The sequence below is a fragment of the Fibrella rubiginis genome (assembly GCF_017353185.1).
In the GTDB taxonomy this organism is placed as follows: domain Bacteria; phylum Bacteroidota; class Bacteroidia; order Cytophagales; family Spirosomataceae; genus Fibrella; species Fibrella rubiginis.
Genome location: NZ_JAFMYV010000003.1, coordinates 321,926 through 347,183, shown reverse-complemented (window position 1 = coordinate 347,183; position 25,258 = coordinate 321,926). Strand labels below are relative to the sequence as shown.

At 55.3% G+C, this 25,258-nt stretch carries 21 protein-coding genes; 12 read left to right on the top strand and 9 right to left on the bottom strand.

Annotation, left to right across the window (positions count from 1 at the left end):
* Positions 1 to 1,275: a transcription termination factor NusA gene (gene nusA, locus J2I47_RS08375; RefSeq protein ID WP_207364112.1), complete on the top strand. Its 1,275-nt coding sequence runs from the start codon at positions 1 to 3 to the stop codon at positions 1,273 to 1,275.
* 166 nt (positions 1,276 to 1,441) lie between these two features.
* On the top strand, positions 1,442 to 4,708 hold the full coding sequence (infB, locus tag J2I47_RS08370) for a translation initiation factor IF-2 (RefSeq protein WP_207364111.1): 3,267 nt from the start codon (positions 1,442 to 1,444) through the stop codon (positions 4,706 to 4,708).
* 80 nt (positions 4,709 to 4,788) lie between these two features.
* On the opposite strand, the gene J2I47_RS08365 is transcribed toward infB, so the two are convergent.
* The 4 genes from J2I47_RS08365 to J2I47_RS08350 form a co-directional block, all read right to left on the bottom strand.
* Positions 4,789 to 5,160: a type II toxin-antitoxin system VapC family toxin gene (locus J2I47_RS08365; protein WP_207364110.1), complete on the bottom strand. Its 372-nt coding sequence runs from the start codon at positions 5,158 to 5,160 to the stop codon at positions 4,789 to 4,791.
* The gene (locus J2I47_RS08360) at positions 5,157 to 5,405 is read right to left on the bottom strand and encodes a hypothetical protein (protein WP_207364109.1); all 249 of its coding nucleotides are present in this window, start codon (positions 5,403 to 5,405) and stop codon (positions 5,157 to 5,159) included. The genes J2I47_RS08365 and J2I47_RS08360 overlap by 4 nt, the downstream gene beginning before the upstream one ends.
* Positions 5,406 to 5,457: 52 nt before the next feature.
* Complete coding sequence (locus tag J2I47_RS08355) at positions 5,458 to 6,657, bottom strand: M20 metallopeptidase family protein (protein WP_207364108.1); 1,200 nt, start codon at positions 6,655 to 6,657, stop codon at positions 5,458 to 5,460.
* A 106-nt stretch (positions 6,658 to 6,763) separates the two neighbouring features.
* The gene (locus tag J2I47_RS08350; RefSeq protein WP_207364107.1) at positions 6,764 to 7,477 is read right to left on the bottom strand and encodes an RDD family protein; all 714 of its coding nucleotides are present in this window, start codon (positions 7,475 to 7,477) and stop codon (positions 6,764 to 6,766) included.
* A 185-nt stretch (positions 7,478 to 7,662) separates the two neighbouring features.
* Here J2I47_RS08350 and J2I47_RS08345 point away from each other — a divergent pair, with 185 nt between their 5' ends.
* The 7 genes from J2I47_RS08345 to J2I47_RS08315 all read left to right on the top strand — a co-directional run bounded on the left by J2I47_RS08345 (position 7,663) and on the right by J2I47_RS08315 (position 16,394).
* Complete coding sequence (locus J2I47_RS08345) at positions 7,663 to 8,601, top strand: stage II sporulation protein M (protein WP_207364106.1); 939 nt, start codon at positions 7,663 to 7,665, stop codon at positions 8,599 to 8,601.
* Positions 8,602 to 8,614: 13 nt separating this feature from the next.
* Positions 8,615 to 9,517: a DUF7847 domain-containing protein gene (locus J2I47_RS08340; protein ID WP_207364105.1), complete on the top strand. Its 903-nt coding sequence runs from the start codon at positions 8,615 to 8,617 to the stop codon at positions 9,515 to 9,517.
* The gene (locus J2I47_RS26860) at positions 9,518 to 10,357 is read left to right on the top strand and encodes a DUF4129 domain-containing protein (protein WP_207364104.1); all 840 of its coding nucleotides are present in this window, start codon (positions 9,518 to 9,520) and stop codon (positions 10,355 to 10,357) included. It abuts the gene before it with no gap.
* A 3-nt stretch (positions 10,358 to 10,360) separates the two neighbouring features.
* A complete protein-coding gene (locus J2I47_RS08330; RefSeq protein WP_207364103.1) occupies positions 10,361 to 11,557 on the top strand; it encodes a DUF4350 domain-containing protein in 1,197 nt (398 codons plus the stop codon).
* A 64-nt stretch (positions 11,558 to 11,621) separates the two neighbouring features.
* Positions 11,622 to 12,599, top strand: coding sequence for an AAA family ATPase (locus tag J2I47_RS08325; RefSeq protein ID WP_207364102.1), 978 nt, complete (start codon positions 11,622 to 11,624; stop codon positions 12,597 to 12,599).
* 12 nt (positions 12,600 to 12,611) lie between these two features.
* On the top strand, positions 12,612 to 13,973 hold the full coding sequence (locus tag J2I47_RS08320) for a DUF58 domain-containing protein (RefSeq protein WP_207364101.1): 1,362 nt from the start codon (positions 12,612 to 12,614) through the stop codon (positions 13,971 to 13,973).
* 57 nt (positions 13,974 to 14,030) lie between these two features.
* Entirely contained in the window at positions 14,031 to 16,394 is a 2,364-nt protein-coding gene (locus tag J2I47_RS08315) for an efflux RND transporter permease subunit (RefSeq protein WP_207364100.1), read from the top strand.
* Between the two features lie 124 nt (positions 16,395 to 16,518).
* Here J2I47_RS08315 and J2I47_RS08310 read toward each other — a convergent pair whose 3' ends face one another.
* Complete coding sequence (locus tag J2I47_RS08310; protein ID WP_207364099.1) at positions 16,519 to 17,412, bottom strand: NmrA family NAD(P)-binding protein; 894 nt, start codon at positions 17,410 to 17,412, stop codon at positions 16,519 to 16,521.
* Between the two features lie 212 nt (positions 17,413 to 17,624).
* Here J2I47_RS08310 and J2I47_RS08305 point away from each other — a divergent pair, with 212 nt between their 5' ends.
* Both J2I47_RS08305 and J2I47_RS08300 read left to right on the top strand, forming a co-directional pair.
* Complete coding sequence (locus J2I47_RS08305) at positions 17,625 to 18,605, top strand: helix-turn-helix domain-containing protein (RefSeq protein ID WP_207364098.1); 981 nt, start codon at positions 17,625 to 17,627, stop codon at positions 18,603 to 18,605.
* Positions 18,606 to 18,821: 216 nt separating this feature from the next.
* On the top strand, positions 18,822 to 19,367 hold the full coding sequence (locus J2I47_RS08300; protein ID WP_207364097.1) for a hypothetical protein: 546 nt from the start codon (positions 18,822 to 18,824) through the stop codon (positions 19,365 to 19,367).
* Between the two features lie 166 nt (positions 19,368 to 19,533).
* Here the strand turns inward: J2I47_RS08300 and J2I47_RS08295 are convergent, their stop codons facing one another.
* The 3 genes from J2I47_RS08295 to J2I47_RS08285 all read right to left on the bottom strand — a co-directional run bounded on the left by J2I47_RS08295 (position 19,534) and on the right by J2I47_RS08285 (position 23,562).
* Entirely contained in the window at positions 19,534 to 21,714 is a 2,181-nt protein-coding gene (locus J2I47_RS08295; protein ID WP_207364096.1) for a xanthine dehydrogenase family protein molybdopterin-binding subunit, read from the bottom strand.
* Positions 21,711 to 22,232: a (2Fe-2S)-binding protein gene (locus tag J2I47_RS08290; protein ID WP_207364095.1), complete on the bottom strand. Its 522-nt coding sequence runs from the start codon at positions 22,230 to 22,232 to the stop codon at positions 21,711 to 21,713. The genes J2I47_RS08295 and J2I47_RS08290 overlap by 4 nt, the downstream gene beginning before the upstream one ends.
* 145 nt (positions 22,233 to 22,377) lie before the next feature.
* Complete coding sequence (locus J2I47_RS08285; protein WP_207364094.1) at positions 22,378 to 23,562, bottom strand: phosphoglycerate kinase; 1,185 nt, start codon at positions 23,560 to 23,562, stop codon at positions 22,378 to 22,380.
* A gap of 140 nt (positions 23,563 to 23,702) precedes the next feature.
* On the opposite strand from J2I47_RS08285, the gene J2I47_RS08280 reads away from it, so the two are divergent.
* Entirely contained in the window at positions 23,703 to 24,092 is a 390-nt protein-coding gene (locus J2I47_RS08280; RefSeq protein ID WP_207364093.1) for a nuclear transport factor 2 family protein, read from the top strand.
* A gap of 3 nt (positions 24,093 to 24,095) precedes the next feature.
* On the opposite strand, the gene J2I47_RS08275 is transcribed toward J2I47_RS08280, so the two are convergent.
* Positions 24,096 to 25,166: an acyltransferase family protein gene (locus tag J2I47_RS08275; RefSeq protein ID WP_207364092.1), complete on the bottom strand. Its 1,071-nt coding sequence runs from the start codon at positions 25,164 to 25,166 to the stop codon at positions 24,096 to 24,098.
* Positions 25,167 to 25,258: the final 92 nt, after the last annotated feature.

Here is a 25,258-nt window from a genome sequence, read left to right as displayed (position 1 = left end):
GTGAAAACCCAGACTAAAACGCCCCAACCGTCGAGCAGTAGCCTGCTCATCGAATCCTTTGCTGAGTTTGCCCGGTCGAAAAATATTGACCGGCCTACCATGATCGCCATCCTGGAAGAGGTGTTCCGCACCATGATTCGGAAGAAGTATGGCACCGACGAAAACTTCGACGTGATTATCAACGCCGAAAGCGGTGATCTGGAAATGTGGCGTACCCGTGAAATCGTGGACGACAACTCGGAAGACATCTGGGATTATGACAAAATACCCCTCGCCGAAGCCCGCGCCATCCAGGCCGACTTTGAAGTGGGTGAACAAGTGGCCGAAGAGGTCAAACTAGATGATTTTGGGCGCCGGGTGGTGCAAACAGCCCGCCAGACGCTCATTCAGCGTATTAAAGATTTAGAAAAAGAACTGCTGTACCAGAAATACATCGATCAGGTTGGCGACCTGGTTTCGGCGGAAGTATACCAACTTCTGAAGGCCGAAATCATTCTGGTAGACGGAGAAAACAACGAATTGAGTTTGCCCCGCAATGAGCAGATTCCCAAAGACCGTTACCGCAAAGGCGATCCGGTAAAAGCGGTCATCCACCGCGTCGACATGAACAACGGGACGCCCAAAATCGTCCTGTCGCGTACCTCACCTGTATTTCTGGAGCGGCTTTTCGAATCAGAAATCCCCGAAATCTACGACGGCCTCATCTCCATCCGCAAGGTGGTGCGGGAGCCGGGCGAACGCGCTAAAGTGGCCGTGGAGTCCTACGACGAGCGCATCGACCCCGTGGGGGCCTGCGTGGGTATGAAAGGCTCACGGATTCACTCCATCGTGCGCGAACTGGGCAACGAAAACATCGACGTAATCAACTACACCGAAAACCTTGAACTGCTCATCAGCCGTGCCCTCAGCCCGGCCAAAGTAAGTTCGATGAACATTGACCGGGAGGCGGGCCGCGTGGCGGTATTCCTCAAACCCGATCAGGTGTCGCTGGCAATTGGTAAGGGAGGACAGAACATTAAACTGGCGGGCCGGTTAGTGAACTTAGAACTCGACGTGTATCGCGAGAACGAAGGCCCCGAAGATGATGAAGACGTGGACCTCGGTGAGTTCCGCGACGAAATCGACGAGTGGATCATCGATGAGTTCCGCCGGGTGGGTCTCGACACGGCCAAGAGCGTACTGGCCCTCAGCCGCGAAGAACTCGTGCGCCGCACCGACCTTGAGGATGATACCATCGGTGAGGTGGTGAGCATCCTGAGTCAGGAATTCGAATAAAAGGCGGTCAAAGTTTAAGGTTCAAGGTCTAAGGTTTATTCAGTCGCAGTACAACTTTAGACCTTGAACCTTAAACCTTGACCGTCTCCTTAGGAATTTATAATCTATCAACCGTTGTTATCACTGTATAAACAACCATTAATTTTGTCGGGTCTAAACCGAACGTATGGCAGAAGATAAGTCAATGCGCCTGAGCCAAGTGGCAAAAATTCTCAACAAAGGGCTAACCTCTGTTGCGAGTACGCTTACTGCCAAAGGTTTCAAGGTGGAAATTAACCCTAACACCAAAATCAACCTGGAACAGTTGGAGGTGTTAGCGAAAGAGTTCAAATCAACCGATCTCCTGAACGGGGCACGCAAACCGGCCGAGGTTCCCTCTGCCGATTCGCACCGTGAGGCTCCTGCCCGTCGGGAACAAGACGACCTGCCGCTGTACTCGCGGGATGACAGAGGTCGGGCCAGCACCCCTGCTGCCGAGCGCCCTGCTGAGGCGCCCAAACCCGCTGCACCCATAGAGCGGGCTCCAACCACTATTTTGTCTGGCCCGAAGGTCGTGGGCAAGATTGATTTAGACGCTCGCCCGGCTCCGCCGAAGGCGCCTGAACCACCACGCCCGGCCCCGGCTGCCCCCCAGCCAACGCCCGCGCCAGCCCCGGCACCCGTGGCGGCACAGCCCGTTGCGCCAAAGCCAGCTGCACCCGTTACGCCTGAACCGAAAGCTGTGCAACCTGCACCAGCCCCGGCTCCTGTGACGCCACCGGCTGCACCCAAACCTGTTCAGCCTGCGGCAGCGGCGTCGGCTCCGGCCCCTCAGCCAACGCCCGCACCAGCTCCGGCACCCGTGGCGGCACAGCCTGCTGCGCCAAAGCCAGCCGTGCCGGTTACGCCTGAGCCAAAAGCCGTTCAACCAGTTCAGCCTGCGGCTACCCCCGCTCCGGCCGCGCCTGAAACCCCTGCCGAACCTGCCGGCCCCGTCGAAACGATCCGGGCTGAAGGTAGCGTGCAGTTGAAAGGTTTGACCGTAAAAGGTACTATTGACCTGACGCAGTTCAATCGTCCACAGGGCGGTGGTGGCGCGGCTGGTCGCGATAAAAAAGGCAAACGCAAGCGCCTGCCGAGCCCCAACGACCGCCGTGGTCCCGCGCCGCAGGGTGGTGGACAAGGCCAGGGGCAGCAACAGCCCGGTACCGGCCAGCCTCAGGCGGGTGGTCAGGTAAACGGGCCGCGCAACGACCGCAACCAGCAGGGTCAGGGAGACCGTCGCCCACAGGGAGACCGTCCGCCTTATCAGGGTGGTGATCGGAACAATAACAACGCTGGCAACAACCAAAACAGGCCTGCAACGGCTGGTGGCGATAACCAGAACCGTCCGGCTACTACAGGTGGCGGTGCCGCCGGTGGCAACAACCAAAACCGTACGGGTGGCGGTGGTAACAACCAGAATCGTACCGGCAACGGTCCGCGTCCGGGTAGTGGCAACGACAAAAACCGTCGTAGCACTGACCGTCGTGAGGCACCAACGTCACGGGAAGTACAGGACAGTATCCGGGCTACCAACGCCCGGATAGCCGGTGGTAACACCCGCACCAACCGCGGTGCCGACCGTCGTCGTGATCGCCGCGCTGACCGCGCCGACCGTGAACGCGAACGGATTGAGCAGGAGAACGAGGAAGCTAAAATCCTGAGAGTGACTGAGTTTGTGTCGGCTAACGATTTGTCATCATTGATGGACGTGTCGATTAACGAAGTCATCTCGGTCTGCCTCAGTGCTGGTATGTTCGTTTCGATCAACCAACGCCTTGATGCAGAGGCCATTACGTTCATTGCCGATGAATTCGGCTATGACGTGCAGTTCGTCTCTGCCGAAGAAGAAGTAGAAGCCAGTCTGGCCGAAACGCCTGATACTGAAGAGCAATTACAACTCCGGGCGCCAATCGTGACCATCATGGGCCACGTTGACCACGGTAAAACATCGCTCCTCGACTATATCCGGCGCACGAAAGTGGCGGCTGGTGAGGCCGGCGGTATTACCCAGCACATTGGTGCCTACAGCGTAAAAACGCAGGACGACCGGATGGTCACCTTCCTCGATACGCCTGGTCACGAAGCCTTTACGGCCATGCGTGCCCGTGGTGCCAAAGCTACCGACGTGGTTATCATCGTGATTGCGGCTGATGACAGCATCATGCCCCAAACGCGCGAAGCCATCAACCACGCACAGGTGGCGGGTGTACCCATCGTGTTTGCCTTCTCGAAGGTAGATAAGCCAGGTGCCGACGCTGAGAAGATTCGCAACGAGCTGTCGCAAATGAACATGCTCGTGGAAGACTGGGGTGGTAAATACCAGTCGCAGGAGATTTCGTCTAAATCAGGTTTGGGTATCGACGATCTGCTGGAGAAGGTATTGCTCGAAGCCGAAGTACTGGAGTTGAAAGCCAATCCTAACCGCCGCGCAACGGGTACGGTAGTGGAAGCTACCCTCGACAAAGGTCGGGGCTACGTAACCACCGTACTGGTGCAGAATGGCACGCTGAAACAAGGCGACATTATGCTCGTGGGCGCACACTATGGTCGTATTCGCGCCATGACCAACGACCGTGGCGAACGCATCAAAGAAGCTGGCCCGTCTATGCCGGTGCAGATCCTGGGCTTACCCGGTGCGCCACAAGCGGGTGATAAGTTCAACGTGATGGAAACGGACCGTGAGGCCCGCGAAATCGCCAACAAGCGTGAGCAACTCCTGCGCGAGCAGACCCTGCGGACGCGGAAGCACATTACGCTGGAAGAGATTGGTCGGCGGAAGGCGATTGGGTCATTCAAGGAACTGAACGTGATCGTGAAAGGTGACGTAGACGGTTCGGTGGAAGCCCTGTCCGATTCGCTGCTGCAACTCTCGACGGCCGAAGTGCAGGTGAATATTATCCACAAAGCGGTGGGTCAGATTTCTGAATCCGATGTACTGCTGGCGTCGACTGCCGATGCCATCATCATTGGTTTCCAGGTACGTCCCTCAGCTAATGCCCGGCGACTGGCGGAACAGGAGCAGATCGAAATCAGGATGTATTCGATCATTTACGATGCCATCAACGAGATCAAAGATGCGATGGAAGGCCTGTTGGCTCCAACGCAGGAAGAGGTCATCACCGGCAACATCGAGGTGCGCGAGGTATTCAAGATCAGCAAGATTGGTACGGTGGCGGGTTGCTACGTGACCGACGGTACGGTGAAGCGGAGCCACAAAATCCGGATCATCCGCGACTTCATCGTGATCCATACCGGCGAGATCAGTGCCCTGAAACGGTTCAAAGACGATGTCAGCGAAGTACGTACCGGCTACGAATGTGGTCTGAGTATCAAGAATTTCAACGACATCGAAGTAGGCGACGTAATCGAAGGCTTCGAAGTAAAAGAAGTGAAACGTACGCTGGCTTAGTCAGTATTGGTTACAGCATAAAAAATGCCCGGTTTCGCAAGAGACTGGGCATTTTTGTATTTGCATAGGCTGGTTGCAAGCTACTGATTACCAAGCGGGTTTACCACATTCAAGTCAGGAATATGGGCGAAGTCAGCCGCGTTATTCGTATAGAGGTCGAAGCCATTCAGCAGTGCGGTAGCAGCAATGATACAATCACCTACCGACATCTTTTTTTGCTGACGAAGTTCTACGGCCTTGTCGATGACATCATCAGTGACGGGTATTACCGGTGATGTTTTAAAAATGCCTTCGAAGTAAAGCCGCTCTTCAGTAGAGAGTTTTTGATAGCCCAACGTTTCAAGCTTGGACATAGCCGAGATGTGAGTCTGGCTATTGCTAATTAGTAAACGCAAAAAGGCAAACTTATCTTGGGCCGAATAAATAAGAAGGTTGGAATCAAGGAGTATCATTCGTCATCGTCACGGAACGGCAGTTTACGATCTTTTTTTGATTCCTTAAGCCATTCCAGCATTTCATCCACATTCAGCGTGGGTGCACCCCGCATGATGCGTTCTCTAGCCGCAGCGCGTTCTTCATCCGAAAGGACATTTTTGCGCTCTACCCGGTGTGGGACGTGTTCCTGATTCAGTAGGGACAACACACGTTCTACCTCGCTTTCATCCTGGAGATCAATAGCAATATGGACCATGGTCATAGTCTGTCGTTGGCTGGTTTGTCTGTCAAGTTACGTGGAACAGCTTAATCCGTCAAACTGCTGCGACGTTTGCCAACTCCTGCACCGCTAGCCAAGCCATGAGGCCGGGACCGATGGCAAGGGCCGATTCATCAATGTCGAACGTGGGGGTGTGGACGCCGCTGGTGATGCCTCGCGACTCGTTGCGGGTGCCAAGGCGATAGAAGCACGAATCGACCACCTGCGAATAAAATGCGAAGTCTTCGCCCGCCATCCAAAGGTCGAGGTCCACTACATTGTCGCGGCCCATATAGGCCTCGGTTTGGGTGCGGAGGCGGCGGGTGAGTTCGGGGTGGTTTTTGAGGAACGGGTACCCTTTCACGCGGGTGAATTCGCAACGGCCACCCATCGCTTCGGCCATTGTTTCGGCCATTTTCTGGATCAGGCCAATGCCCTTCTCGCGCCATTCTTCGTTCATGCACCGAAACGTGCCTTCAATCGTGACCTCGTTGGGAATGACGTTGGTGACACCGTTGGCAATAAACCGCCCAAACGACAACACCGACGGACTGGCGGGGGGGCGGTTCCGGCTGATGATCTGCTGCAGGGCCACGATAACGTGTGAGGCAATCAGGACTGGGTCAACAAGGTTGTCGGGCATGGCAGCGTGGCCTCCCTTGCCCATAATGGTCATGTATATTTCGTCGGTGCTGGCCATATACATGCCTTCGCGGAAACCGATTTTACCCACGGGTACGTTGGGCGCTACATGTTGCCCAATCATACCCGCAGGACGGGGGTTTTCCAGCACGCCGTCTTTGATCATGAGCGAGGCACCGCCCGGTGCTTTCTCTTCGGCGGGTTGAAAAACGAGCTTCACCGTACCCGAAAACTGATCGCGCAACTGGCTCAGAATTCGGGCTGTACCGAGCAAACTGGCCGTGTGCACATCATGTCCACAGGCGTGCATCACCCCGTCTACGGTCGATTTATAGGGTACATCGTTGGCCTCGGTGATGGGCAGGGCATCCATGTCGGCGCGGAGGGCAACCACCTGCCCCGACGGCGCTAGCGTACCTTCAATTAGAGCTACCACGCCCGTATTAGCCACGCCGGTTTGTGGCGAGAGACCCATTGCTGTTAGCTGTCTGGCCACAAAACGGGCTGTATTATCCTCGTGAAATGACAATTCAGGATGCGCGTGCAGATACCGACGGGTTTTAACCGCATCGGCGGCATATTCTTGAGAAAGCGATTTGATCTGGTCTAACATAACGTGGGGATGTTGGCTTGGGGATTGCGGATTGGCTGATGCAGGAGTATGCTTGCCGCACCGGCGGACCGGGAAGCCAATCCGAAATCCCCAAGCCAAAATCCATTCATTCTTGCATGGATAAGTACTGGTAATCGTTGACAATGGTGTTCAGGAACTCGTAACTGCCCAGGCTCGTGGTGATGGAGAGGACTTCTTTGATCTTATCGGCCGTGCGCAGGGCGGCGTCGGTGGTGCCTCGTTGAAGCACTTCGCGCACTACCTGAATATCCTGATCAGAGAGTTGCTGTACGTCGGGGAAACTGACGGTGTAATTGGCGGGTAATGATGAATAGGTAACTTCGTTTAGCTGCACTTTAGGCTTTAACCGGATCACGGTAGTGCCCGCCGCCAGATCACCAAGCCGTTGGCCCTTGCCCGTTGCGGCTATGCTGATAACGGCCACAATGCCGCTCATGATGCGCATGTCGATCAGCCGAAGCAGCCACCGAAGCAGGTACGCCCCGATGCCCGGCTGTGAACCGTCCAGCATAACGACCTTTATTTTCATGGCTATTTTGCCAATACTCTGCCCGTTGAGCAGCCATTCACAAAGAAAATCGTAGAACAAGATGGGCAGAGCTACCACCACGCTGTAGTAGACTATGCTCATGGGGCTGTTGCCACCTAGCATTCCCGTTCCGGTGGGCAGCGCAATGGTGAGCACAAGCCAGGCGGCAAAAACAAAATAATCAATAATGGTGGCCAGAATACGGTCGCCGATACTGGCCGGTTCATATTCGAGCAGTACGTTTTGAGAGGTTTTTATGGCAATCGACATGGAGCAGACAGCGCAAAAGGCTAAAAAGCGATGCAAAGCAAATATACCGGTTGAGGTTTGTTTCTAATTCGCGATTTTTGGTTAAACTGAACGTTGGATGATGGATGTTGGATACTAGGTGTCGGAGGCTCAATGTCAATAGTCTAACATCCAATATCCAGCATTCAATATCCAACATCCAATTTATGCGTGAAGCCGCCTTTGTGAAACGGAACGCCGACAAGTGGGCCGATATAGAAAATAACCCCACTACTGATCCCGACGAATTGACGGCCCGGTATGTGGCGCTTACCGACGACCTGTCGTATGCCCGTACGTTTTACCCTAATGCCAACGTAACGCGGTACCTCAACGGCATGGCGGCGCAGATGCACAGGGGCCTGATGCAGAACAAGCGCGAAGAACGGGGGCGGTTTGTTTCATTTTGGACCCGTGAGCTACCTACGCTGTTCTACCACTCGCACCGGTTGCTGGCGGTATCGGCTATTTTCTTTGGCGTGGCCTGCCTCATTGGCTGGGTGTCGGCCATTAATGACCCCACGTTTGTGCGTCTCATCATGGGCGACGAGTACGTGAACATGACGCTGGAGAACATCAAAAAGGGCAATCCACTCGACGTATACGGCAAGAGTGATCAGGTATCGATGTTTTTTGGCATCACCCTCAACAACATTGGCGTGGCGTTCCGGGCGTTTGTGGCGGGTGTCATCGCCTCGGTCGGTACGTTGTCGCTGCTATTCTATAATGGCATCATGCTGGGAGCTTTTCAGGCATTCTTCTACGAACGTGGTCTCCTGCTCGACTCTATATTGAAAATTTGGATTCATGGGACCCTCGAAATTTCGGCCATCGTGATTGCCGGCTGCGCGGGGCTTACCATGGGAAATAGCATCCTGTTTCCGGGTACTTTCACCCGCATGGAGTCGTTCAGGCGGGGGGCCAAGCAGGGACTGAAAATCGTGATTGGATTGGTACCGATATTTATCATGGCGGGCTTTCTGGAAAGCTTCGTCACGCGGCTTACCTTGCCTCCGGTAATCAGCTTGCTCATTATTGGTCTGTCGGCGGCGTTTATCATCTGGTATTTTATCTTGTACCCCATCCGGCTCAACAAAAGCCAATAGACTGGTTTTATCCATGACCACTTTCGCAAAACGTCGCGATTTCGGCGAAAAGATCAACGCCACCTTCGCTTTTCTGATTGAGCAGATCAAGGGGTTAGGTGTGGCGCTGCTCTACATTGCTGGCCCTGTGGCACTTATTGGTGGCGTCATCACCGGCTACGCACAGGTTGGTATACTAGGCAACGCCCACACCGTGAATACGCCCGAAGGCTTAGTGGGGTTCTATAGCAGCCTGTTTTCTGGTGGTGTATTGGTGGGCGTACTTTTTCAGGCGCTCGGTTATCTGCTGACGAGCTTAGTTACGTACTGCTACATTCGGCTGTATATACAGCAACCTGACCGCAACATTGAGGTGAGCGATGTATGGGCCGAGGTGCAGCAGTTTATCGGGTCGGGCCTGATGCTGGGCGTTGCCTCGTTGTTTATCATCGGTTTCGCTTTTGTGTTGCTGGTGCTGCCCGGCATATACGTTACTGTTGCGCTATCACTGGCTACCTCCATCCTGGTGTTCGAACGGGCCGACGTTGGCAAGGCAATTAGTCGTAGTTTCAGCCTTATCAGCGACAATTGGTGGGCCACCCTTGGGCTGCTGATGGTGATGGGCATTGTAGCCAGCATTATAGGCATGGTATTCACGCTGCCTGCGGGCATCGTTACGATTATGCTCGGTACGAGTGCGCTGAAAGAGCTGTCTATTCTGTCAATCATTCTCACGGCCATTTCCTCGCTCGGTACGTCGTTGTTACAGGCGTTGTCGGCTACGGCGGCGGCGTTCCAATACTTCAATCTGGTAGAAGAAAAAGAAGGAAACGGTCTGCTGAGCGCCATCGACTCCATTGGCCAGACACAAACCCGGTCTGACGAATCAACGCCGGGATCAGTGCGCCGGGCCATGGAAGAAGAAGGCGATTATTAAGTGAATCAACGTACCCAACCACGCATTGTTATTGTGCTGAATCGCCTGCTCATCCTGCTTCTGCTCTGTTGTTCGCCAACGGTTTGCCTGCGGGCGCAGGATTCAACTACTATTGATCCATCTGATGGTAAAGAGGTGATCATCAGTCCTGAAAAGGGGCTAAAATCAGATTCTGCCACTTCTGCCGGTAAGGTGCCTGATACGGTTACGTATGCCGCCCCCAACGACAAAACAACCATACGGGTACGCCCGGTCGACGCTGACAAATTGCACGATATCGAAACGGACCGCCGCTACCAGTATGGCGACGACGTGCCCCCCACCGCCAGCGCCTGGGACCGTTTCTGGGCGTGGTTCTGGCGTAATGTGAGAGAATTGCTACGCACAAAAGCTTATCAAAACGTTGGTCAATATGTGCTGCTGGTAGCCATCGGTGCGTTGGTGATCTGGCTGCTTTACAAAGCCGACGTGCTCAGTAACCTGTTTCCGAATCGGTCTAAAGAGCAGGGGCTGGGCTACGAAACGCTCGATGAAAATATTCACGACATCAACTTTACCGACCGTATCAATGAAGCTATCGAAGGGCGCAGCTACCGGCTGGCGGTGCGGCTTTTGTATCTCCAGACGTTGAAACGCCTGACCGATAACGGCCTGATTCACTGGCAGGTAAACAAAACGAACCGGCAATATGCCCATGAGCTGACCGGCAACGCGTTGCGCCCTGGCTTCGACCGGCTCACCACCCAGTTTGAGTATGTCTGGTACGGCGATTTTCCCGTAGATGAAGACCGATTTGGAATCATCCGTCAGCAGTTTCAGGAATTTAATCAGCAGCCGTAAGCCATGCGTCCCAACAAATACCTTCTTTTTCTGCTGGCCACGGTTGTCGCGTTTGTGCTGTTCGAGTACTACAAACCCAAGCCCATCGACTGGACGGCGTCGTATCGCAACAATGAAACGATTCCGTTTGGCACACAGGCGGTATATGAACTGCTGCCCAGTTTAATGAATCAGCCAACTGTTGAATCCACACGCCTGCCCGCTTACAACTTACTGACAGAGAGCAAGCTGCCTGCCAGAAGTAATTATATATCGGTCAGTATGCGGTTCGATGCCGGGGCACTGGATACCCGCGAACTGCTGTGCTACGTAGCCAAAGGCAACACGGCTTTTCTGTCGGCCTATAACTTTTCCGACACACTTAGTCGGGCGTTGGGCTTTAGGGCTGCTGAGAAAAACCCCCTTAAAGCCGACACCACGCTACGCTCAAATTTTGTGCTGCCTGCGCTGATGCACAAGGGTGGATACAACTTCAGACACGACGACGGGCGTAATTTTCTGGTGGTGAAAAAGTCAAAGTCGGGTATAACGGTGCTGGCCCGCAACGCCCGTGGGGAGGCTATTTTTCTCAAGATTCCGCACGGTAAGGGGTTCTTTTACATCCACAACCTACCACTGGCGCTCACTAATTACTACCTGCTTCAGCCCGCCTCGGCTGATTACATGGCTAAAGCGTTTTCGTTTCTGCCTGCCCAGCCCACTTACTGGGACGAGTACCAGAAGCAGGGCCGCTTTGGCGAAGATGAGCAATCGGTATTGCGCTATATCCGCACCCAGCCAGGCCTAAGCTGGGCGTACTATATTGTGCTGTGGGGGCTGCTTTTCTACGTCGTTTTCGCCGGCAAACGTACACAACGGATCATACCGGTGGTGTCGCCGCCCAAAAACACGTCGCTCGATTTTGTAAAGACCGTGGGACGGCTGTATTTCCAGCAGGGTAATCACGATAATGTGGCTAACAAGAAAATTCGCTACTTTCTGGCCTTCATTCGTGAACGGTATAACCTGGATACTAGCGTATTGGATGCTGATTTTACCCATACGCTGACCCACAAAAGTGGTGCTTCTGCCGAGGTGGTAGAACGCCTTGTCCTGATTCTGAACCAGGCCAACCGTGCCCCTTACCTCACCGAAGCCGATCTCCGCACCATCAACACCACCATTGAAACCTTCACCGCCGCAGCCACGAGTAAGGTATGAGCAGATCGGCTTGATGAATCATAACAAACAAGTAACTGCCTAGCAGACGATTAATCCACAATACATGGAACACCCATTTGACCAACGCATTGACCTGCAAGCATTGACCACCGCCGTTGCCGCCATCCGCTCGGAAGTGGGTACGGTGATTGTTGGGCAACACCAAGCTATTGACCTACTGCTGACGGCCCTCTTGGCCGACGGGCATGTACTCATCGAAGGGGTGCCGGGTGTGGCAAAGACACTCACGGCCAAGCTGTTGGCAAAAACGCTGTCGGTGCAGTTCAGCCGCATTCAGTTCACCCCCGACATGATGCCCGCCGACGTGTTGGGTACGTCGGTGTTTAGCCAGAAAACGGGCGAGTTTGCTTATCGGCCCGGTCCTATTTTTGCCAATATCGTGCTCATCGACGAGATCAACCGTGCCCCGGCCAAGACGCAGGCGGCGCTCTTTGAGGTGATGGAGGAACGGCAGGTCACCAACGACGGCACCACCTACCCGCTGCCGCCGCCGTTTATGGTGCTGGCCACGCAAAACCCCATCGAGCAGGAGGGAACCTACCGCCTGCCCGAAGCCCAACTGGACCGGTTCCTGTTTAAAGTGGTGGTCGACTACCCCGATGCCGATGAGGAAGTAGCCATTTTGCGCGGGCATCACCAACGTCGGCACCTGACCGACGCGCTGGGGGCCATCAATGCCGTGCTCACCGCCGAGCAACTGGCCGGGCTGCGCGACAAGGTAAGCGAGGTACATGTAGAAGAAAACCTGTTCACCTACATCGCCCAGATCATTCGCGGCACGCGCGACAACAAATCGCTGTATCTGGGGGCATCACCCCGTGCGGCGGTAGCCCTACTCAATGCGTCGAAAGCCCTCGCTACGCTCCGTGGACGTGATTTTGTAACGCCCGAAGACATCCAGGAACTGGCCGCGCCGGTATTGCGCCACCGCATTCAGCTCACGCCCGAACGCGAAATGGAAGGCGCCACCCCCGATGGCGTCGTTGCCCAACTGATTCAGAAAGTAGAGGTGCCGAGGTAGCCCAGCCAGTACATGAAAATATTCCGTGCTCTGTTTGTCTCGGTTCGTCTCTGGCTCATCCTGCTGGGGTTTGCGCTGGCGTTTGTGGTGGCTTACGTATGGCCGCTGCTGTTTCCGCTGGTGCAGATCGCGTTTGCGGCGTTTGTGGTGTTGCTGCTGACGGAGGGGTTTTTATTGTTTCGGCAAAGCACCGTGGGGAATCAGCCGGTGTTTTTTGCCCGCCGCGACATGCCCGAACGCCTCTCTAACGGCGACGAAAACCCCATCACTCTTTATCTGGAAAGCCGCTATGCCTTTGCCACGCCGGTAGAGATCATCGACGAAATTCCGTTTCAGTTTCAACGCCGCGACGTGCTGTTTACGGCCCACCTGAAGCCTAATGAACCCCGTGCCATCCGCTACGAACTGCGGCCCACGCGCCGGGGCGAATACAGTTTTGGGGCCGTTAACGTCTTTGTCATGACCCCGCTACGGCTGCTGAAACGGCGTTTTCAGTTTGAAGAAGGCCGGTTAGTGCCCGTGTATCCGTCGTATTTGCAGATGCGGCAGTATGAACTGCTGGCCGTCTCGAACCGGCTGACTGAACTGGGCATCAAGCGAATCAGGCGGGTGGGGCACAGCATGGAATTCGAGCAAATCAGGCCCTACACCCAGGGCGACGATCTGCGGAGTATCAACTGGAAAGCCACCGCCCGCCGCGCCGACTCAGGGCAGGCCGCGCTGATCGTGAACGCGTATCAGGACGAACGTTCACAAGCCGTGTATTGCCTGATCGACAAGGGCCGGGTGATGCAATCGCCGTTTGAAGGCCTCACCCTGCTCGACTACGCCATCAACGCCTCGCTGGTGCTGAGCAACATCGCCCTCATGAAACAGGATCGCGCCGGGCTGATTACGTTCTCTGAAAAGATTGGGCAGGTGGTGCCTGCCGAACGCCGCCCCGGCCACATGCGGAAATTACTGGAGGTGTTGTTTCGGCAGAAAACGCGCTTTCTGGAAACCGACTTCGAAGCCCTGTATACCACCATTCGTACGCAGGTACGGCAACGGAGTCTGCTGTTGTTGTTTACCAACTTCGAAACGCTCAACGGCCTGCAACGCCAGCTACCCTACCTCCGCCGACTGGCTAAAGACCATCTGCTGCTGGTCATCTTTTTCGACAATACCGAACTGCGGGGCCTGCTCAATACCCCCGCCAGGAGTACCGAAGAGATATACATGAAAACAATAGGCGAAAAATTCGCTTACGAAAAACGTCAGATTGTTAAAGAGTTACAGCAATACGGTATTGCCAGCATCCTTACCGCCCCCCAGGATCTCACCGCCAATACGGTCAACAAATACCTGGAAATGAAGGCAAGGGGGATGATATGAAGTAGGCTTAGCACTTACCACTCATGCGCTAACTTGCGCCCTGAATTGACGCCCGTTATGATCTGGTCCCGCATTGCCCGCTTTATCCTCTCGAATCGTTTGTTGCTCCTGCTTATCGTGCTCGTCGGTACGGTATTCATGGGCTTCCGGGCGGCCCGCGTCAAGTTCTCGTATGAATACGCGCAGATCCTGCCCACCATCGACCCCGATTACATTCGGTATCAGGCCTTTAAGAGCCGGTTTGGTGAAGATGGCAACGTGATGGTGGTGGGTATTGATACCGATTCGATGTATCATTTGCCGTTTTTGCAGGACTGGCAGCAACTCACCCGGCAGATCAAAGCCATTGACGGTATCCGCGACGTGGTGGCCAATACAGGACTGTACACTATCACGCTCAACGACAGCACCGACCAGTTCAAATTCAAACCAATCAGTACGCAACTGCCTACCAGTCAGGCAGAAGCAGATAGTTTGCAGCGTACCATCAGCCGGTTGCCGTTTTACCAGGGCCTGGTTACCGACTCGTCGGGAAGGGCGCACCTGATGGCCATTTCGTTTGATCAGAAGAAGCTGAACACCAAAGGGCGCATTGGCACGGTGCGTAAGATCGAGCGGCTGGCCGAGGCCTTTGGCAAGCGGCACAACCTGACGGCGCACATGTCGGGGCTACCGTTTATTCGTACGGAGTTTACGGCCAAAGTGAGCAACGAAATGTTCCTTTTTTTCGGACTGGCGTTTGCCGTCACGGCGGCTATCCTGCTGTTCTTTTTCCGGTCGTGGGTGGTCGTGGGCATCGCCATGGCGGTGGTTACGGTGGGCGTGGTCTGGACAGTGGGCTTCATGTCGCTCTTCGGCTATACGATCACCATTCTGTCGGGGCTGATTCCGCCGCTGATTATTGTAATTGGGGTACCCAATGCTGTCTTCCTGCTCAACCGTTACCACAGCGAATTAAGTCGTGGTGAGTCGAAACAGGAAGCGCTCACCACGGCCATTACGAAGGTGGGTGAAACCACGTTTTTTGCCAACGTCACCACGTCTATCGGCTTTTTCGTGTTCTACTTCACCAGCAGTCCGCTGCTGCTCGAATTTGGGCTGGTCGCGTCGCTGGGCGTGATGAGTACCTATGTTATCTCCCTGATACTGATACCGCTGGCGTTCAGTCGGTTAGCGGTGCCGACGGAACAGCAGCGCAGCCACCTGGATAAACCCCTGCTGACGCGTTTTTTGGTCTGGGTCGACCACCTTGTTCACCATCGTCGCGTGGCTATTTACACGTTTGTGGGCATCTGCGTCGGGCTGGGCCTGGTGGGTATGAGCCTGGTAAAAGCCGTTGGCTACGTAGTGGACGACCTGCCCAAAAACGACCCGATTTATACCGATCTAAAGTATTTTGAAAAGACCTATCATGGCGTGTTGCCCCTTGAAGTGAGCATCGACGCCGGCCGGGCCGGGCGGGTGCTCACGCCGCAGACGCTGATCAAAATCAGGCTGTTACAACGCGAATTTGCCCGCCATCCGGAGTTTGCCCGGCCCCTGTCGGTGGTAGAGGCGGTGAAGTTTTTTTACCAGGCCTACCGGGGGGGCGATCCGCGGTTTTATATCCTGCCGCCAGCCCTGGAAATGGCCAAACTGCAACGCTACACGGGACAGATGGGCACAGGCACCTCGCGCACGGGCAGCGTGAGCCTGAAATCATACGTCGACACGTCGCGGCGCTATACGCGGGTGAGCTTTCAGGTGGCCGACGTGGGTACCGCGCGCCTCCATGCGCTGATCGACGAGTTGCAGCCCCGCGCCGATTCGATCTTTAATTATGACCGCGAAACCGGCCAATGGGCCGCCGCTGCTGACCGCTACACCATTAACCTGACGGGCAACAGCGTGGTCTTTGAGCGGGGCAATCAATACCTGCTGCGTAACCTGGCCGAGAGTACGCTGCTGGCCATTGCGCTGGTCTCTATCGTGCTCATCATTCTCCTGCGCGACGTGCGGCTAAGCCTGATCGCTATCCTGCCGAGCGTAGTGCCGTTGATCGTGACGGCGGGGCTGATGGGCTATTTTGGTATTCACCTCAAGCCGTCTACCATCCTCATTTTCAGCATTGCCTTCGGCCTGTCTTCCGACGGCACCATCTATTTCATCACCAAATACCGCGACGAACTCACGCGCGGGAAGGCCTCGGTGGCTGAGGCAATCTCGCGCACGGTCCGTCAAACAGGTGTCAGCATGGTCTACACGGCTTTTATCCTGTTTGTGGGCTTTGCCATTTTCACCGCCTCCACTTTTCAGGGCACCGTGGCCCTGGGCATTCTGGTGTCCATTACGTTGCTCATGGGCATGACCTCAAACCTGGTGCTGCTGCCCGCGTTTCTGCTCACCGTTTATGAGCGGCGGAAGAAGAAAGAACTGGCGTAGATCAACTGGCTGAGTGCGCGTTGTGCAGTATATCCGGCTCTTAGGTGACGTGCATACCGGTTTCGTCGAAAAGCGCCATCAACTGCTGATTATAAGCAAGATACAGCCGCATTTTTTGTGGTACTTATTTACCTCTTGGAGCCAGCACGTCGCGGGCCGTTGTCCAGGTGAGTTCGGGATACCGGGCGTTATCGAGCGGGTCATTCTGCACGTTGAACATACTGTAGATGTACTGGCTCTGCTGCCAGCTTGCATAAAGCTGTTCTTCCCCTTCGGGATGAGCCGCCCGTTCGCGCTGAAAATAGGCCAGCAGATCGGCACGGCTACCCAGGCGCACTACGGTAAAAGGCGTTCCCAGGGCCTCGCCAGCCACGGTCGCCAGTTCGTTAGGGCTAATCTGGAAACTGGCTGTCCGCAGGAAACGGGGCGTCGTGGCATCCATGGCAGCGGCGGCAGTATAGGCGGCAGTGTCGTCCATGGTTGTGAAGTCGATGCGCCAGTCGGCATCTTCCCAGTAGCCTACCTGGTGTTCTTTGGTATTGAGCAGGGGGGTACCGTAGGTCAACAGTTCGGCAAAGGCACCATTCAGAATCGACGTGGCCTGAATCGGGGCTTTGTCGAGGTACGCGCTAAACTCTCGGCGGAGATCGAAGTTGCGGTTCTCGCCGGCCTTGAGCTTCGTGAAATCAGAGGCAAAATCGGAGGGGATAAAGCGGGGAACGCCCGCCGCCACGGCCGCGTCCAGCACCACCGTCTGGGTGCCAACAATTACGTCGTGCAAACCCTGCACTGCCGACACCACCACGGCCACATCGGCGAAAGAAGGGGCCAGTTCACGGGCATCGGTCATCTCCGACTGGATGATTGTTACCCCTTTTTGCTTCAGTTCATCCACCCTGGCTTTGTCGCTGCTGGGACGTACCACGGCCCGTACGTCTGCTCCTTTGTCTAACAGGGCGGTAACGATTCGTCCACCCAGATTGCCGGTTGCGCCGACGACTACAATTGCGTTTTTCATATAGTGCTGGTTACGCTGTAACCCGTTGTTTTACGTGTTCGCTCGTGTAGCAGTGTTTGCTACGCTCATTGAACAGCACAAAGGTCTTTTAATCAATACAGATAAAATAGTCGAAATAGAGGCAAAAATAGTTCAATCAGCCAAAGTAAATGGCTTGAGACGCTGCCTTGTGATTGTATAGATTCCTCCTGGCTAACTAACCGGCATGCACGATGGTCTTTGCTTTTGCGCCAAGTGAACAGTTCAATTTTCTGTCGGCCTTCGGTGAGCGGGTTGGCGCAGTCCTGCAAGGCAATACGCTCACGTTGCCGTCCTCGCTGGGAGAGGGGTCAATTAAGCGGGTACGGCTGGCACCGGGGTTTTCAATGCTGATTCATCAGTATACTTTAACCGAAGAACTGGTCCTGCAGCGATTGGCCGCCGACAATACAGCAGACCGGGTCAATGTGCTTTTCCAAATCCGCACGTGGCCCGCAACCGATGCTACCGCCAACAATGCGACCCGCCTGACCAGGCGTGAAGAATACGCCGTTCGTATTACCTCGCCGGACATCAACTCTGAACTCCGTTTTCCGCCCAACGTTGCCTTGTTTTTTACGGTACTCAGCATGAGCCGACCGGAGCTGCGCAATCTGCTTAAAATCAACAACATGAACGCCGTAGTGGCGCAGATCCTACAGGGTAGTCAGGCGTTTCTGTTCGACGAAACCATGAGTGTCGACGCGCAAAAAACGCTGAAACAACTGGCTGCCGTAGACACGCAGCAGGAGTTAGGCGAGTTGCGGATCTGGATCCGGGTGCAGGAACTGCTTGGCTGGCTGTTCGACCGGTTGCTGGCGCGCGAAATCCTGAAACACCGCCCCGTTCACCGGGTCGATGCCGAGCAGTTGAGCCGGGTTAGGTCAGCCATCATGGCGGACCTGAGCGTGCCGCCTCAGTTGCCGCAACTGGCTGGTCTGGCAGGTATGAGCGTCTCTAAGCTAACCGATCTCTACAAGCAGGTCTTTGGCGATAGCATCTACGACTACTTCCAGAAGGCCCGCATGCAGGAAGCAGGTTATTTATTAAAACAGGGCGGCTATTCTGTGTCCGAAACCGGGTATCGGCTTGGTTTCAGTAACCTGAGTCATTTCAGCCGGCTGTTTGAAAAACACTACGGCATTAACCCCAAACGGTTCACGCTGAACACCTAAGCGCATGACCAGGGCTACGACGGCTACTCATTCTGCCTAAGCAACCCGACCGTTTCCTGGCTGGTAAATTCACGCCGCGAGGCCTGGCGAACGGTTGCCGCACCAGCACAAATCAAGACCATTGGCTCGGTACCCGCGAACACATTGAGGAGGGGGATGTTCTGCCTATGGACTAAAACGATTAGTCTAGTTATAAACTCAACAAAACCACTTCGTATGACCAGTAATCCAAACAACACAGACACGGGCATGTATGGCTCATCGTCGACTCGCCAAATGACGGCCATCTTCAATGATCGGGACGACGCCGAGAAAGCGTACGATTCTTTGCTGGCCCATGGCTTCTCAAAAGAAGACGTAAACCTGGTGATGTCTGACGACACGCGTAAGCAGCACTTCGAACATGCAGACAGCACCCATGCTGACTCGGCATTGACGGACAAAGCAATGGAAGACGCGGGTAAAGGTTCGGCCATTGGTGGTACGATCGGTGCTGTTGCAGCGGCTATTGCTGCCATTGGTAGCAACCTGGTGCTGCCAGGGCTTGGTTTGGTTGTGGCAGGTCCGTTGGCGGCTGCTTTGGCAGGAGCGGGTGCTGGTGGCTTGGCCGGTGGCCTGGTTGGCGCGCTGGTAGGCTCAGGTATTCCTGAAGAAACGGCCAGGGCTTATGAAGAAGGACTCAAAGGTGGTGGTATTGTGGTGGGTGTACATCCCCGCAACCAGGCCGACGAGCAATATTTGACGCAGCAGGGCTTTCACTAAGCCATCACTGAAGCAGTAATAATTGTTTCGGTTCGTTTGGACGACCAGCATTTCTGCTCTCCAGGCGAGATAAAATACCGAAACCGGTAATCGCTGTTAACCAATAAAAAAGCCGCGCTCAGCTTCTGCTGGCGCGGCTTTTTCGTGCTCTTGTACATAAACGTACTTACGAAACGCTCTTGAAGGCAGGGTCTTCGATAAAGGGCTGGCTACGGATGCGTTTGCCGGTGGCTTTGAAGAGGGCGTTGCCTACGGCGGCACCAGTAGGGGGCAGGGCGGGTTCGCCGAGGCCGGTGGGGTCGATGCCGTTATTCACGAAATGGACTTCTACGTCGGGAATCTCATTGCCGCGAATCAGCCGGTAATTGTTGTAGTTGTTTTGCTCCGGCACGCCGTCTTTGAACGTCATATTGCCGTACATGGCGTGACCGATACCGTCGACGGTGCAGCCCGTCACCTGCTGCCGCGAGCCGCTCTGGTTAATCACAATGCCACAGTCGGCAATGGCGTATACTTTCTGCAACACGGGTTTGCCTTTCAGCATAGCCACTTCGCCTACCTGCGCCACGTAAGACCGGTGCGAAAAATAAACGCTGAACCCCTGCGTCACGGGCTTGCCATCGGCTCCTTTTCGGGTGCCCCAACCCGACTTTTCTACGGCCAGGTTGATCACCGCCTTCATCCGGTCGATGTCGTATTTCACCGCTCCAACAGGTTTAGCCTTGGCTTTGTCGAGCAGTTCAAGGCGGAATTGAACGGGGTCTTTGCCCGCTGCCAGCGCCACTTCGTCCAGAAACGACTGTTCAGCAAAGGCGAGGAAGTTGGTAATGGGTGCCCGCCATGGTCCGGTTGTGATCGCCGATTTGTGGTCGGCGCTGTCAATCAGCAGGTTATCAACGGCTCCGGCGGGGAAATTGTCTTCGCGCGTGGCGTTGCCTGCGTTGATACTGGCCCCGCGTAGTTTGTAGCCAATCATATTACCCTGCGCATCCAGGGCGGCCTCGAACCGGTAGCGCACGGCGGGGCGGTAGCTTCCCCCCGTCATGTCGTCTTCGCGGGTCCAGATCAGTTTCACGGGCGCATTGACCCGCTTCGAAATCTGCACGGCCTCGATCACATAATCGGCTTTGAGCCGCCGACCGAAGCCACCGCCCATACGCGTGAGTTGCACGGTAACTTTTTCGGGCGCGATACCCAGCAGTTTGGCGGTTTCGTTGCGGGCCAGTTCGGGCGTTTGGGTGGGACCAACCAACTCCGCGCCATCTGCCTGCACGTGGGCAAAGAAATTCATTGGCTCCATGGGGCTGTGGGGCAAAAACGGACATTGATATTCCGCCGTCACCACCTTCGCCGCACCTTTAAACGCCGCCTCTACGTCGCCATCCTTCCGGCGCACGGTGGCATCGGGTTTGGCCAGCAGTTCCGTAAAAATCCGGTTGTGGTCGGTGGTGCTTTCGGTGGCGTCGGTTTTTGTCCACTCAATCTTCAGCGCGTCTTTGGCTTTCCGCACCTGCCAGGTCGATTTACCCACTACGGCCACGTTGTTGTCAAACGTCAGCACGTCGGTAATGCCCGGCATGGCTTTGATGGCTGCGTCGTTAACCGACTTGAACGTGTAGCCAAAGGCGGGGCGCTGAATCATGGCGAACAGCATGCCATCGCGGTAAAAATCTAACCCGAAAAGGGGCTTGCCGGTGATGATTCCGGCATTATCGACGTTTTTAATCGACTGCCCAATCAGCTTGAAGTCCTTTTGATCTTTCAGTTTCACATCGGCCGGTACGGGTATCCGGGCGGCTTCGGTAGCCAGGTCGCCGTAGCTCAGTTTCCGGTTGCTGGCCGTATGCAGCACAAAGCCGGTGGCAGTGGTGCACTCCGAAACGGGCACGTTCCAGCGTTTGGCGGCAGCTTCCATGAGCATCAGACGGGCGGTGGCACCGGCTTTGCGCAGGCGCGTCCATGAGTGCGGAATAGACCCGCTACCCCCCGCCACCTGCCGCTCAAATTTCTTGGTATCCAGCGGTGCCTGTTCCACTACCACCTTTGTCCAGTCGGCGTCGAGTTCCTCGGCCACCACAATGGGGAACGCCGTTTTGATGCCCTGTCCCACTTCGGGGTTTGGCGAGAGGATGGTGATGATGCCCTGCGGATTGATAGACAGGTAACTGTTGAACCCAACGCCCGGCGCGGGGGGCGCTGCTCCTGCCGCAGCCAGCACCGTTCCGTCGGCGGCGACGTCTACGGCTCCGGCGGCTTCCGACCAGCCAAAGCCCAACAACAGGCCTCCACCGGCAGCAGAGGCGATTTTCAGAAAATTCCGGCGACTTGCGTTGATGGTCGACTTCATGACTGTTTGGCTTTAGATGAACCCGTTTTCGCCCCGGCAGGCGTATTCGACGCAATTTTTACGGCCTCGCGGATGCGGTGATACGTGCCACAGCGGCAAATATTTCCGCTCATGGCGTCGTCGATCTGGGCCGTGGTTGGCTTGGGCGTACGCTTCAGAAAGGCCGCGGCGGTCATAATCTGCCCGGCCTGGCAATAGCCACACTGCGGCACGTCGACCTCATTCCACGCCTGCTGAACGGGATGCAGTTTACCCGGTTCAGTACCCCCACCCGCCGTGGCGGCAAGGCCTTCGATGGTCGTGACTTTACCCTTGCCAATGGCCGACACCGGCAGCACGCACGACCGCGTTGCCTCGCCGTTGAGGTGTACCGTACAGGCACCGCACTGGGCAATGCCGCAGCCGTATTTAGTGCCCACCAGGCCCAGGTTGTCGCGCAGCACCCACAGCAGCGGGGTGTCGGGATCGACGTCGGCGCGGTAGGACCGGCCGTTGATTTGCAGGTTGAAGAGTGCCATATCGTTGGGGATATTGTATGCTGTGGGAAGGCACAGCAGAGTGGTTTTTACTTGGCGTTCAAGGTTTAAGGTCTAAAGTCTAAAGTTACTTCGCGTCAGCCCCTAGAGCGCGAAGCAACTTTAGATTTTAAACCTTGAAGTCATCCTACTGTAACGCCGCTACGCCGGGCAGCGTTTTGCCTTCCATGTATTCGAGCAGGGCACCGCCGCCGGTAGAGACGTAGCTGACGCGGTCGCCGTAGCCCGCATTGTTGATGGCTGAGGCCGAATCGCCGCCGCCGATGAGTGAAAACGCGCCGTTTTCGGTGGCTTTCACCACGGCTTCGGCAATAGCGTTGGTGCCTGTGGCGAAGTTGGGAAACTCGAATACGCCCATCGGGCCATTCCAGAGAATGGTTTTGGCGGTTGATACTTCGTCTGTGAACAGCTTCACCGAGTCGGGGCCGATGTCAAGGCCTTCCCAGCCGTCGGGGATATGGCCGGTGGCAACGGTTTGGCGGTTAGCATCGTTTGAGAACGCGTCGGCGCATACGTTGTCTGTTGGCATCACGATGTTAACGCCTTTGGCTTCGGCTTTCTTCAGAATCTCCAGGGCTAACTCCTGCTTGTCGGCTTCCAGCAGCGACTTGCCGATCTGGCCGCCCTGCGCTTTGGTGAACGTATAGGTCATCCCCCCGCCAATGATTAAGGTGTCGACGGTGTCGAGCAGGCGTTCGATGATCAGGATTTTATCCGAAATTTTGGCCCCACCCATGATGGCGACAAACGGCCGTTCGGCGTGGTGAAGAATCTTGTCGGCGTTTTCGATTTCGGCCAGCATCACGTAGCCGCAAACGCGATCCTGGAAAAACTGCCCGATCACGGCGGTGCTGGCGTGGGCGCGGTGGGCCGTACCAAAGGCGTCGTTCACCCACACATCGCCTAGTTTCGAGAGCTTTTCGGCAAACCCTACGTCGCCTTTCTCTTCTTCCTTGTAAAAACGCAGGTTTTCCAGCAGCAGAATCTCGCCGGGCTTTAGCGCAGCGGCCTGGTCGACAGCCGATTGGCCGATGCAGTCGTCGGCAAATTTTACCTCGCGGCCAAACGTCTCCGATAAGGTAGGTACCAGATGTCTCAGGGAATATTTGTCCGTTGGCCCATCTTTTGGGCGGCCCAGGTGCGACATCAGAATAGCCGAGCCGCCATCGTTCAGGATTTTCTGAATCGTGGGAATCGTGGCCTTGATCCGGGTGTCGTCGGTGATGGTGAAGTCGCTGTCGAGGGGAACGTTGAAATCGACGCGGACGAGGGCTTTTTTACCGGCAAAATTGTAGTTGTCAACTGTCTTCATGAGGGTCGTATTGAACCATTTTGGAGTTGAATTTCGGGTTAAAAGTACGCCAATTGGCTAAGAAGGCGGGCTGGGGCTGCGGTAGTTACCCTGTTTTTTTGCTACTTGTGTGGTCTTTTGCCCAATCATAAGCCGCTGGTATGACAACCATAGAAGAAGCTAACGTACAAACAGTACTTACCTACATTGACGCCTACAACCGTAAAGATATTGCTGGTATGGTAGCCTGCCTGGCCGATACCGTTGAGTTCGAAAACCTGACCGACGGCCATGTTACGTTAAAATTGACCGGCAAAACTGCCTTCCAACAACAGGCCGAACAGGCCGCTCAACTGGTGGCCTCACGGCAGCAAATTCTGCACGAACGCACGGTAGCCGATGATGTGGTCAGTGCTTCTATCAGTTACCAGGCCACTCTCGCCGTTGACCTGCCCGATGGCAAACAGGCCGGCGAAACACTGTCGCTCACGGGGCATTCGGTGTTTGTAATGAAAGACCGGCTCATTGCCCGGTTGACTGATATCAGCTAATCGTCAGGCTTTAGCGGGTGATTCTGGTTCTGTTTGCCGAATTGCCTGCTGTGGCTCAACCGGCGCGGGAGGAGTTGGTTTACGGGTGATGCGCACTACGTAGCCACAGGCCATCAAGACCACTATACCCAGCAGCATGGAGCCGATAGGGGTGGTTTTAAACCGGTTGCTGAGGGCGAACAAAAAGGCATTGCTTAACAGTAAGAACAGCAGTGTGTTGCCCCCCATCATCAGCATCACCGACGACCGGACTCCTTTATTCACCAGCCAGTTTAAGCACAGGTACAGACCGTACAGAATACCCCACGAGCCGCATATCCAGGCTAGGGACGGTGGAAATCGGACCGGCAGCACGCCCGCTTGCGCGTAGGATAAGGCAAAATAGCCGGTACCGGCCAGGGCCAGCAGGGCTATCGGCCACTGCCACACCACGTTGAAGCGGGCAAAATAAATGCCTGCCACGTAGAAGAGACCATATTGCACGAGTGGAAACGCGGCGTAGCTCCGGCTGCCCACAAACAGCCCCAGTGGGTTGTCGATAAACAGGTCGTAAGGAATGAGCACCGTAGCCAACAGCGACAACATACCGACAATCAGCATCGCCCACCGCGAATTCGCCATTGCCACTAACGGGTGGAATAGGAGTCGGGTGATGGCCGTTAGCAGGAAATAGGCCAGCATAAATTCGGAGAAAGGCGCGATATACTGGAAAGACAGCACCGCCCAGGCATCACTCAGTAACACCACGTTAGCAGGCCGACCTGGAATAGGCAACAGTACCACCGCTAACAGCGCTGAGATGTAATAACTTATCAACTGATTCTGCGCCGTAACAAACAGATTGTTCTTTACCCGCGCCAGTGGCTTCGACAGGTAGGCGTGATAGGACGCGTAGCCGAAGCAGAATAGAAAACCCGAAAAAACAGTCAGATTGCCCATGGTAGCCAGCAAATAGCAAAGCTGACTGCTTCTATCGCCCGGAATGAGCGTGCCCACCAACGTAAAGCTGTGGGTAAGCACCATCAAACTAACCAGCACCGCCTTTAGGTATTCAATGGATACGGTACGCTGCATGGTTTACATAGATGGTGATGGTATACAATTATACAGTCTACCGGTCAAATGGTTTCGGAAATGTAGCCGCCGGGTTTGGCGTGGGAATGCAT

Bases quoted from the DNA above. Each gene is read 5' to 3' on its own strand.
- infB (WP_207364111.1), top strand. From the start codon at position 1,442: ATGGCAGAAGATAAGTCAATGCGCCTGAGCCAAGTGGCAAAAATTCTC.
- J2I47_RS08365 (WP_207364110.1), bottom strand. From the start codon at position 5,160: ATGATACTCCTTGATTCCAACCTTCTTATTTATTCGGCCCAAGATAAG.
- J2I47_RS08360 (WP_207364109.1), bottom strand. From the start codon at position 5,405: ATGACCATGGTCCATATTGCTATTGATCTCCAGGATGAAAGCGAGGTA.
- J2I47_RS08355 (WP_207364108.1), bottom strand. From the start codon at position 6,657: ATGTTAGACCAGATCAAATCGCTTTCTCAAGAATATGCCGCCGATGCG.
- J2I47_RS08350 (WP_207364107.1), bottom strand. From the start codon at position 7,477: ATGTCGATTGCCATAAAAACCTCTCAAAACGTACTGCTCGAATATGAA.
- J2I47_RS08345 (WP_207364106.1), top strand. From the start codon at position 7,663: ATGCGTGAAGCCGCCTTTGTGAAACGGAACGCCGACAAGTGGGCCGAT.
- J2I47_RS08340 (WP_207364105.1), top strand. From the start codon at position 8,615: ATGACCACTTTCGCAAAACGTCGCGATTTCGGCGAAAAGATCAACGCC.
- J2I47_RS08330 (WP_207364103.1), top strand. From the start codon at position 10,361: ATGCGTCCCAACAAATACCTTCTTTTTCTGCTGGCCACGGTTGTCGCG.
- J2I47_RS08325 (WP_207364102.1), top strand. From the start codon at position 11,622: ATGGAACACCCATTTGACCAACGCATTGACCTGCAAGCATTGACCACC.
- J2I47_RS08320 (WP_207364101.1), top strand. From the start codon at position 12,612: ATGAAAATATTCCGTGCTCTGTTTGTCTCGGTTCGTCTCTGGCTCATC.
- J2I47_RS08315 (WP_207364100.1), top strand. From the start codon at position 14,031: ATGATCTGGTCCCGCATTGCCCGCTTTATCCTCTCGAATCGTTTGTTG.
- J2I47_RS08310 (WP_207364099.1), bottom strand. From the start codon at position 17,412: ATGAAAAACGCAATTGTAGTCGTCGGCGCAACCGGCAATCTGGGTGGA.
- J2I47_RS08305 (WP_207364098.1), top strand. From the start codon at position 17,625: ATGGTCTTTGCTTTTGCGCCAAGTGAACAGTTCAATTTTCTGTCGGCC.
- J2I47_RS08300 (WP_207364097.1), top strand. From the start codon at position 18,822: ATGACCAGTAATCCAAACAACACAGACACGGGCATGTATGGCTCATCG.
- J2I47_RS08295 (WP_207364096.1), bottom strand. From the start codon at position 21,714: ATGAAGTCGACCATCAACGCAAGTCGCCGGAATTTTCTGAAAATCGCC.
- J2I47_RS08290 (WP_207364095.1), bottom strand. From the start codon at position 22,232: ATGGCACTCTTCAACCTGCAAATCAACGGCCGGTCCTACCGCGCCGAC.
- J2I47_RS08285 (WP_207364094.1), bottom strand. From the start codon at position 23,562: ATGAAGACAGTTGACAACTACAATTTTGCCGGTAAAAAAGCCCTCGTC.
- J2I47_RS08280 (WP_207364093.1), top strand. From the start codon at position 23,703: ATGACAACCATAGAAGAAGCTAACGTACAAACAGTACTTACCTACATT.
- J2I47_RS08275 (WP_207364092.1), bottom strand. From the start codon at position 25,166: ATGCAGCGTACCGTATCCATTGAATACCTAAAGGCGGTGCTGGTTAGT.